9 protein-coding genes are annotated in these 7,769 nt (G+C 71.9%); 8 read left to right on the forward strand and 1 reads right to left on the reverse strand.

Annotated features, from left to right (window positions below; all coding sequences use genetic code 11):
* The 7 genes from Q7T15_RS04285 to der all read left to right on the forward strand — a co-directional run.
* Window positions 1-571 (forward strand): ParA family protein (locus Q7T15_RS04285; RefSeq protein ID WP_304693623.1); only part of this gene is annotated, 571 nt, incomplete at its 5' end.
* Window positions 555-1,400: a ScpA family protein gene (locus Q7T15_RS04290; protein WP_370689096.1), complete on the forward strand. Its 846-nt coding sequence runs from the start codon at window positions 555-557 to the stop codon at window positions 1,398-1,400. The genes Q7T15_RS04285 and Q7T15_RS04290, both read left to right, overlap by 17 nt.
* The gene (gene scpB / locus Q7T15_RS04295) at window positions 1,390-2,043 is read left to right on the forward strand and encodes an SMC-Scp complex subunit ScpB (RefSeq protein ID WP_304693625.1); all 654 of its coding nucleotides are present in this window, start codon (window positions 1,390-1,392) and stop codon (window positions 2,041-2,043) included. The genes Q7T15_RS04290 and scpB overlap by 11 nt, the downstream gene beginning before the upstream one ends.
* Window positions 2,036-2,884: a pseudouridine synthase gene (locus Q7T15_RS04300; protein WP_304693627.1), complete on the forward strand. Its 849-nt coding sequence runs from the start codon at window positions 2,036-2,038 to the stop codon at window positions 2,882-2,884. Before scpB ends, Q7T15_RS04300 begins: the two co-directional genes overlap by 8 nt.
* A complete protein-coding gene (locus Q7T15_RS04305; RefSeq protein WP_304693629.1) occupies window positions 2,881-3,969 on the forward strand; it encodes a prephenate dehydrogenase in 1,089 nt (362 codons plus the stop codon). Before Q7T15_RS04300 ends, Q7T15_RS04305 begins: the two co-directional genes overlap by 4 nt.
* 39 nt (window positions 3,970-4,008) lie before the next feature.
* Window positions 4,009-4,677 carry a (d)CMP kinase gene (cmk, locus tag Q7T15_RS04310; RefSeq protein ID WP_304693631.1) on the forward strand — a complete coding sequence of 223 codons (669 nt, stop codon included), beginning with the start codon at window positions 4,009-4,011 and terminating at the stop codon, window positions 4,675-4,677.
* Window positions 4,678-4,733: 56 nt separating this feature from the next.
* Window positions 4,734-6,296: a ribosome biogenesis GTPase Der gene (gene der / locus Q7T15_RS04315; protein ID WP_304693633.1), complete on the forward strand. Its 1,563-nt coding sequence runs from the start codon at window positions 4,734-4,736 to the stop codon at window positions 6,294-6,296.
* 164 nt (window positions 6,297-6,460) lie between these two features.
* Here der and Q7T15_RS04320 read toward each other — a convergent pair whose 3' ends face one another.
* Entirely contained in the window at window positions 6,461-7,234 is a 774-nt protein-coding gene (locus Q7T15_RS04320; RefSeq protein ID WP_304693635.1) for a YqjF family protein, read from the reverse strand.
* Between the two features lie 73 nt (window positions 7,235-7,307).
* Between Q7T15_RS04320 and Q7T15_RS04325 the strand changes: the two genes are divergently transcribed.
* Window positions 7,308-7,769: class I SAM-dependent methyltransferase (locus Q7T15_RS04325; RefSeq protein ID WP_304693638.1), on the forward strand; the 462-nt coding region annotated here is incomplete at its 3' end.

Here is a 7,769-nt window from a genome sequence, read left to right on the forward strand (position 1 = left end):
GAAGGACACCAAGGCCGCCATCCAACACACGAGCGTGCCGGGCTTCGACATCATCCCGGCCAACATCGACCTGAGCGCGGCCGAGGTGCACCTCATCAATGAGGTCGCGCGCGAGCAGATCCTCGCCCGCGTGCTGCGCCCGGTGCTCGGCGACTACGACGTCATCCTCATCGACTGCCAGCCGAGCCTCGGCCTGCTGACGGTCAACGCGCTCACCGCCGCGCACGGCGTGCTCATCCCGCTCGAGTGCGAGTACTTCGCGCTGCGCGGCGTCGCCCTGCTCGTCGAGACGATCGAGAAGGTCCAGGATCGCCTCAACCCCGCCATCCAGCTCGACGGCATCATCGCGACGATGTACGACCCGCGCACGCTGCACTCGCGCGAGGTGCTCGAGCGCGTCGTCGACGCGTTCGGCGACCGCGTGTTCGAGACGGTCATCGGCCGCACGGTGAAGTTCCCCGACGCGTCGGTCTCGGGCACGCCGATCACGAGCTACGCCCCCGAGCACCCGGCCGCGAAGGCCTACCGTCAGCTGGCCCGAGAGCTGATCGACCGTGGCGCGGTCGCCTGAGCCCGAGGCTCCGGCGGCTCCGACCGACGTGGCGGCGACGGATGCTCCCGCCGGCTTCCAGGTGCACCTCGCCTCCTTCGACGGGCCGTTCGACCTCCTGCTGAGCCTCATCAGCAAGCGCGAGCTCGACATCACCGAGATCGCGCTGAGCGCGGTGACCGACGAGTTCCTGACCTACCTGCGCGGGCTCGACGGGCCGGACGAGCTGGAGGAGGCGAGCGAGTTCCTCGTCGTCGCCGTGACGCTGCTCGACTGGAAGATCGCGAGCCTCCTGCCGCAGGGCGAGCTCGTCGACGCGGAGGACGTCGCGCTGCTCGAGGCCCGCGACCTGCTCTTCGCGCGCCTGCTGCAGTACCGCGCGTTCAAGGAGGCGAGCGGCTGGTTCGCCGGCCGGCTCGAGGCCGAGTCCGGTCGCCATGCGCGCAGCGTGCGCCTCGAGGACCGCTTCCGCGAGCGCACCCCCGAGCTGCGCTGGACGACGAGCCTCGACGACTTCGCCGCCCTCGCCCTCCTCGCGTTCACCCCGCGCGAGATCCCCGTGGTCGGCCTCGACCACCTGCACGCGCCGCTCATCTCGATCCGCGAGCAGGCGGCGCACGTCGTGAGCCTGCTGCGCCGCGGCGACCCCGTGACCTTCCGCCAGCTCATCGCCGGAGCCGACCAGAAGGGCGTCATCGTGGCGCGCTTCCTCGCCCTGCTCGAGCTGTACCGCCACGCCGCGGTCGGCTTCGAGCAGCTCGAGCCGCTCGGCGAGCTCACCGTCCGCTGGACGGCCGAGAACTGGAGCGACGAGAACCTCGTGAACCTGGGAGCCGACTATGGCCAGTGAGACCCGCACCGAGATCGCGGCCGACGCCGCGACCGAGACCGCGCCGCAGCTCGACGGCACCGACGTCGAGAGCGCGCCCGCGGGCATCCCCGACGGCGTCGACGTGGCACGCGCGCTCGAGGCGATCCTCATGATCGCCGACGAGCCGCAGAGCGTCGTGGGCCTCGCCGCGGGCGTCGGCCGACCGGTCGCGGATGTCCGTGCCGCCCTCTCCGCGCTCGTCGCCGATTACGACGGCGAGGCCGGCGGCCCCCTCCGCGGCTTCGAGCTGCGCGAGGTCGGCGGTGGCTGGCGGCTCTACGTGCGCGGCGAGTTCGACCAGGTGGTGCGCGATTTCGTGCACACGCAGAGCCCCGCGAAGCTCTCGCAGGCGGCACTCGAGACGCTCGCCGTCATCGCCTACAAGCAGCCGATCAGCCGCGGCGCGATCGCGTCGATCCGCGCGGTCAACGTCGACTCGGTCGTGCGCACGCTGCTCGGTCGCGGCCTCATCACCGAGGCGTTCACCGACTCCGAGACCGGAGCGATCCACTACGCGACGACCGAGCTGCTGCTGACGCAGCTCGGCATCAATTCGCTCGACGAGCTGCCGCCGATCTCGCCGCTGCTCGACGACGGCAGCAAGGGGTTCGACGATGTCTGAGCACGTTCCGCAGGAACCGCACCCGTGGGATGCTCCCGCGCACGACCGCGCGGGCGACAGCCCCACAAGCGAGCGCCTGCAGAAGGTCATGGCGGCGGCGGGCGTCGCCTCGCGCCGCGTGAGCGAGCAGATGATCATCGCCGGTCGCGTGAGCGTCAACGGCGTCGTCGTCGACGAGCTCGGCGCGCGCATCGAGCCCGGCACGGATGAGCTCGCGGTCGACGGCGTCGTGATCCAGCTCGACCAGACGAAGCGTTACATCATGCTCAACAAGCCGACGGGCGTCGTGAGCACGATGAAGGACGAGAACGGCCGGCCCGACCTGCGGCAGTTCACCGAGAAGTACGAGGAGCGCCTCTACAACGTCGGCCGCCTCGACGCCGAGACGAGCGGCCTGCTGCTGCTCACGAACGACGGCGACCTCGCCCACGTGCTCGCCCACCCGAGCTTCGGCGTCGAGAAGACGTACATCGCGCAAGTGCGCGGCACGGTCTACCCGGCGACGCTGCGCAAGCTCCTCGAGGGCATCGAGCTCGACGACGGCCCGATCGCCGCCGACAAGGCGCGCGTCATGGGCGAGTCGAACGGCGGGCGCAGCATGGTCGAGCTGACGCTGCACTCCGGCCGCAATCGCATCGTGCGACGGATGCTCGCCGCCGTCGATCACCCGGTCGAGGAGCTCGTGCGGCGCCGCTTCGGCCCCCTCAATCTCGGCACCCTTCCCGTCGGCCGCACGCGCGAGCTCTCGACCGCGGAGCGCGGCGCACTGCTCACCCTCGCGCGCGACGCCCGGGCCGCGCGCGCTCGCGAGACCGAGTCGACGACCGGGGACGACGCATGACAGACCGTCGCCTCCAGCTCGACGTCCGCGTCGTCGGCGCCGGACTCCTCGGCACGAGCATCGGCCTCGCCCTCACCGAGAAGGGCGTCGACGTCGCGCTCGACGACGTGTCGCCGTCGGCCGTCCGCCTCGCGGTCGACTACGGCGCCGGCCGCCCCGCGCGCGCCGACGACCGCCCGGGTCTCGTGATCGTCGCGGTGCCGCCGGATGTCACGGCCCGCACCGTCGCGTACGAGCTCGCCGCGCATCCGGACGCCCTCGTGACCGATGTCGCGAGCGTCAAGGCGGGCCCGCTGCGCGAGCTGCGCGAGCTCGGCGCCGACGTGAGCCGCTACCTCGGCACGCATCCGATGGCGGGGCGCGAGCGCGGCGGCCCCATCTCGGCGCGCGCCGACCTCTTCCTCGGCCGACCGTGGGTGCTCGCCGGTCACGACGGCATCAGTTACGCCCGCGCGGGGGCGATCGAGGATCTTATCCTCGACCTCGGCGCCGTGCCCGTCGAGATGACGGTCGACGAGCACGACGCGAGCGTCGCGATGATCAGCCACGTGCCGCAGCTCGTCTCGACGATCATGGCCGCGCGCCTCGCGGCGGCGACCGACGGCGCCGTGGGCCTCGCGGGTCAGGGCGTGCGCGACGTCACGCGCATCGCCGGGAGCGACCCGGGGCTGTGGGTGCAGATCCTCGCCGCCAACGCCGAACCGGTGGCCGCGATCCTGACGCGGGTGCGCGACGACGTGACGACCGCGATCGAGGCGCTCGAGCATCCCGATGCCCCCGGGGCCCGCCGCGCGATCGCCGACCTCATGGGCGCGGGCAACGCCGGAGTCGCGCGCATCCCCGGCAAGCACGGCTCGACCCGCCGCTACGCGCAGCTCATCGTGATGATCGACGACACCCCCGGTCAGCTCGCGCGCCTGCTCACCGAGATCGGCGAGCTCGGCGTCAACATGGAGGACCTGCGGCTCGAGCACTCGCCGGGTGCGCAGGTCGGCTTCGCCGAGGTGTCGGTCGTGCCCGAGGCGGAGGCCCCGCTCATCGCGGCCCTCACCGAGCGAGGCTGGCGCATCGCCGGCGCGAGCTGATTCCCCTCTTCCCGTTCTGAACCGACCCCAGGAGACGCAGTGACCGACCTCATCGTGGCCGTCGACGGCCCCGCCGGCAGCGGCAAGTCGAGCGTGAGCCGCGAGGCCGCTCGCCGCCTCGGCTTCGGCTACCTCGACACGGGCGCGGCCTATCGCGCGCTCGCCTGGCACTGCCTCGACGAGGGCGTCGATGTCGAGGATGCCGCTGCCGTGGCTTCGCGCGTGGCGGACTTCGACTACGCGATCGGCACCGATCCCGACTTCTACTTCGTCCGCGTGGGCGGGGAGGAGATCACGAGCGACATCCGCGAGCCGCGCGTGACGGCGGTCGTGAGCGCGGTGGCGCGCGTTCCGGAGGTGCGGCAGGGGCTCACGGAGCTCTTCCGGCGCATCGCCGCCGACAGCGATCGGGCGGGCATGATCATCGAGGGGCGCGACATCACGACGGTCGTGGCGCCGGATGCCCGGGCCCGCGTTCTGCTGACGGCGAGCCCGGAGGCTAGAATGGCCAGAAGGTCGGCCGAACTGGGCAGTGAGCCGACCGAGTCGACAGCGCAGCAGCTCGCCTCACGCGATGCGCAGGACCTCAAGGTCGTCGACTTCATGAACGCCGCCGAGGGTGTCACGACCCTCGATTCCACCGAGCTCGACTTCGAGCAGACGGTGCAGGCGTTGATCGATATCGTGCGCGCCGCTCCTTCCGCCTAGGGGAGGGGGCGCGGAACACGCCTCGCCGGTGGGCGAGGGAGCAGTGGGAGGATCCCATGACCGCCGAACAGAACACCCCCGACGCCCCCGTCTCGCATGACGACGGCGATGCCGAGTACCCGCAGCTGAACCAGGAGGCGGCCGAGCAGGTCGCCGCGCGCCTGGCCGAGCTCGATGACGACCTGGCGCTCGCGCGCGCGGAGTCGCTGCGCAAGGGTCTCGCCGACTACGACCTTGACGACGACGACCTCGATCTGCTCGAGAACGCCGAGCTCGGCGAGGACGGCATCATCACGCTGCCCGCCCTGCCGGTCCTCGCGATCGTGGGCCGGCCGAACGTCGGCAAGAGCGCGCTCGTCAACCGCATCCTCGGCCGCCGCGAGGCCGTCGTGGAGGACACCCCCGGTGTCACGCGCGACCGCGTCACGTACAAGGCCGAGTGGAACGACAAGCGCTTCACCCTCGTCGACACGGGCGGGTGGGAGCCCGACGCGACGGGCATCAACGCCTCGGTCGCCGCGCAGGCGGAGGTCGCCGTCGAGCTCGCCGACGCCGTGCTGTTCGTCGTCGACGCCATCACGGGCGCGACCGCGACGGACGAGTTCGTCGTGAAGATGCTGCGCCGCTCGAAGAAGCCGGTCATCCTCGTCGGCAACAAGATCGATGACACCCGCCAGGAGCCCCTCACGGCTGAGCTGTGGGGCCTCGGCCTCGGGCAGCCGTGGCCGACGTCGGCCGTGCACGGCCGCGGCGTCGCCGACCTGCTCGACCACGTGCTCACCGTGCTTCCCGAGGTGTCGGCCGTCGCGAAGCAGGAGTTCGGCGGCCCGCGCCGCGTGGCCCTCATCGGCCGCCCGAACGTCGGCAAGTCGAGCCTGCTGAACAAGGCGGCGCGCGAGGAGCGCGTCGTCGTCAACGAGCTCGCCGGCACGACGCGCGACCCGATCGACGAGCAGATCGAGCTCGGCGGCAAGATCTGGAACTTCGTCGACACGGCCGGCATCCGCCGCCGCGTGCACCTGCAGCAGGGCAGCGACTTCTACGCCTCGCTGCGCACCGCTGCGGCGCTCGAGAAGGCGGAGGTCGCGGTCGTCCTCATCGACGTGACCGAGCCGATCAGCGAGCAGGATGTCCGCATCATCGAGCTCGTCCTGCAGTCGGGCCGCGCCCTCGTGCTCGCGTTCAACAAGTGGGACATGCTGGACGACGAGCGCCGCCGCTACCTCGAGCGCGAGATCGATCAGGATCTCGCGCACGTCGCGTGGGCGCCGCGCGTCAACATCTCGGCGCGCACGGGCCGTCACCTCGAGAAGCTCGTCCCGGCGCTCGAGCTCGCGCTCGAGTCGTGGGATACCCGCATTCCGACCGGCAAGCTCAACGCGTTCATCGCCGAGCTGACGCAGGAGCACCCCCACCCCGTCCGCAGCGGCAAGCAGCCGCGCATCCTGTTCGCGACGCAGGCGTCGACGCGCCCGCCGACCTTCGTGCTCTTCACGACCGGATTCCTCGACCCGCAGTACCGCCGCTTCATCACGCGCCGCCTGCGCGAGGTGTGGGGCTTCGAGGGCTCGCCCATCCAGGTGAACATGCGAGTGCGCGAGAAGCGTCAGCGCAAATAGTCGGTCGGGCGCGCCGATAGGCAGACGCGCCGCCCGCCGAAACTCTCGTGCCCGGCCAGCGCCCTCCCGTTGTTGAGGAGTGACGTAATTGATTTTCGACACTCCTCAACAACGGTAGGTAGCGCTGCCCGCCTCACGTCCGCGCGCGCCCGGCGACCTGCCGCTCAACTCACGCGGCGGGCGGCCGCGAACTCCGTCACGACTCCGCGGCCGGGCGGCGTCGCGAGTGCCGAGTCGGGCGCGCGCCCGGCGAGCCCCGGGAAACCCGCCGCCTCGAGCAGCTGATCGTCGAGCGACAGCAGGGTCGCATCGACGAGCGGCCACGGCTCGTGCGCGTTGCGCGCGTGGATCGTGCGGCCGAGGTGCCGCTCGTGGAACCCCCACCGGTCGGTGAGGAACCGGCTGAGCGGGGTGTCGACGGGCGACTCCGCGACACGGGCGCGGATGCGCGTCGTCGGGCGGTCGACGAGCGGGTGGGCGGCTCCACCGGCGAGGCGGTGACGTCGGCTGCGGTACTCGAGCTCGTCCCCCGACACGGTGAGCGAGGCATCCGCCCACTGATAGGGGAGGCCGAACATCGCGCGCGCCGCGAGCACCGGCGGCAGGTGCTGCGCCTCGAGCGAGCGGAAGACGACGCCGCGGTTGCCGGCCTCATCGACCGAGTAGGTGCGGACGTTGATCTCGATGAAGGTTCCGAGGCCGGGGACGGGCGGAAGCGGCAGGAACTGATGCCGGCCCAGCACGAACGGGATGAGCCCGACCCACGCGCTGCCGTCGAACACGTCGGGGCGCGTGCCGGCGGGGAGGAACGGCGCGACGAGCGCGGGGTCGACGCGCCAGTGGAGGAAGAGGAAGTCGCTCCAGCGCTGGCGGATGATCGCGCGCCCCGGCAGCGGGGGAGCGGACGGCCGCTCGGGGAGGGGCGCGGGGGCGGGCATGGATTCATCATGCTCGCCGCACCCGAGCGCAAGCCCCTGCGCGGTGGACTTCTTGTGCCGTAGCGTCGCGAGGATGGAGATCGCCACGTCATTCGGCACGGCCGCCGACGCCTACGAGCGCGCCCGACCCGGCTACCCCGCCGCCGCGATCGAATGGCTGCTTCCCCAGCAGGGCGCCATCGTGCTCGACGTCGGCGCCGGCACCGGCAAGCTCACCGCGCAGCTCGCCCGCGCGGGTCACGCCGTGCGCGCCGTCGACCCCGACCCCACGATGCTCGCGACCCTCGCCCGGCGCCTGCCGAGCGTCGCGACCGCCGTCGGCACCGCCGAGAACCTGCCCGTCGACGACCTCTCCGTCGATGCCGTCACCTTCGGCCAGTCGTGGCACTGGGTCGACCCGTCGCTCGCGACGCAGGAGGCCGCGCGCGTGCTGCGCCCCGGCGGGCGGATCGGCCTGTTCTGGAACATCCGTGACGAGACCGTCCCGTGGGTGAAGGAGCTCAGCGGCATCATGCACTCGAGCGCCGCCGAGCGC

The sequence above is a fragment of the Microcella sp. genome, assembly GCF_030645145.1.
Taxonomy (GTDB): Bacteria; Actinomycetota; Actinomycetes; order Actinomycetales; family Microbacteriaceae; genus Microcella.

Bases quoted from the DNA above. Each gene is read 5' to 3' on its own strand.
- Q7T15_RS04300 (WP_304693627.1), top strand. From the start codon at position 2,036: ATGTCTGAGCACGTTCCGCAGGAACCGCACCCGTGGGATGCTCCCGCG.
- der (WP_304693633.1), top strand. From the start codon at position 4,734: ATGACCGCCGAACAGAACACCCCCGACGCCCCCGTCTCGCATGACGAC.
- scpB (WP_304693625.1), top strand. From the start codon at position 1,390: ATGGCCAGTGAGACCCGCACCGAGATCGCGGCCGACGCCGCGACCGAG.
- Q7T15_RS04305 (WP_304693629.1), top strand. From the start codon at position 2,881: ATGACAGACCGTCGCCTCCAGCTCGACGTCCGCGTCGTCGGCGCCGGA.
- Q7T15_RS04320 (WP_304693635.1), bottom strand. From the start codon at position 7,234: ATGCCCGCCCCCGCGCCCCTCCCCGAGCGGCCGTCCGCTCCCCCGCTG.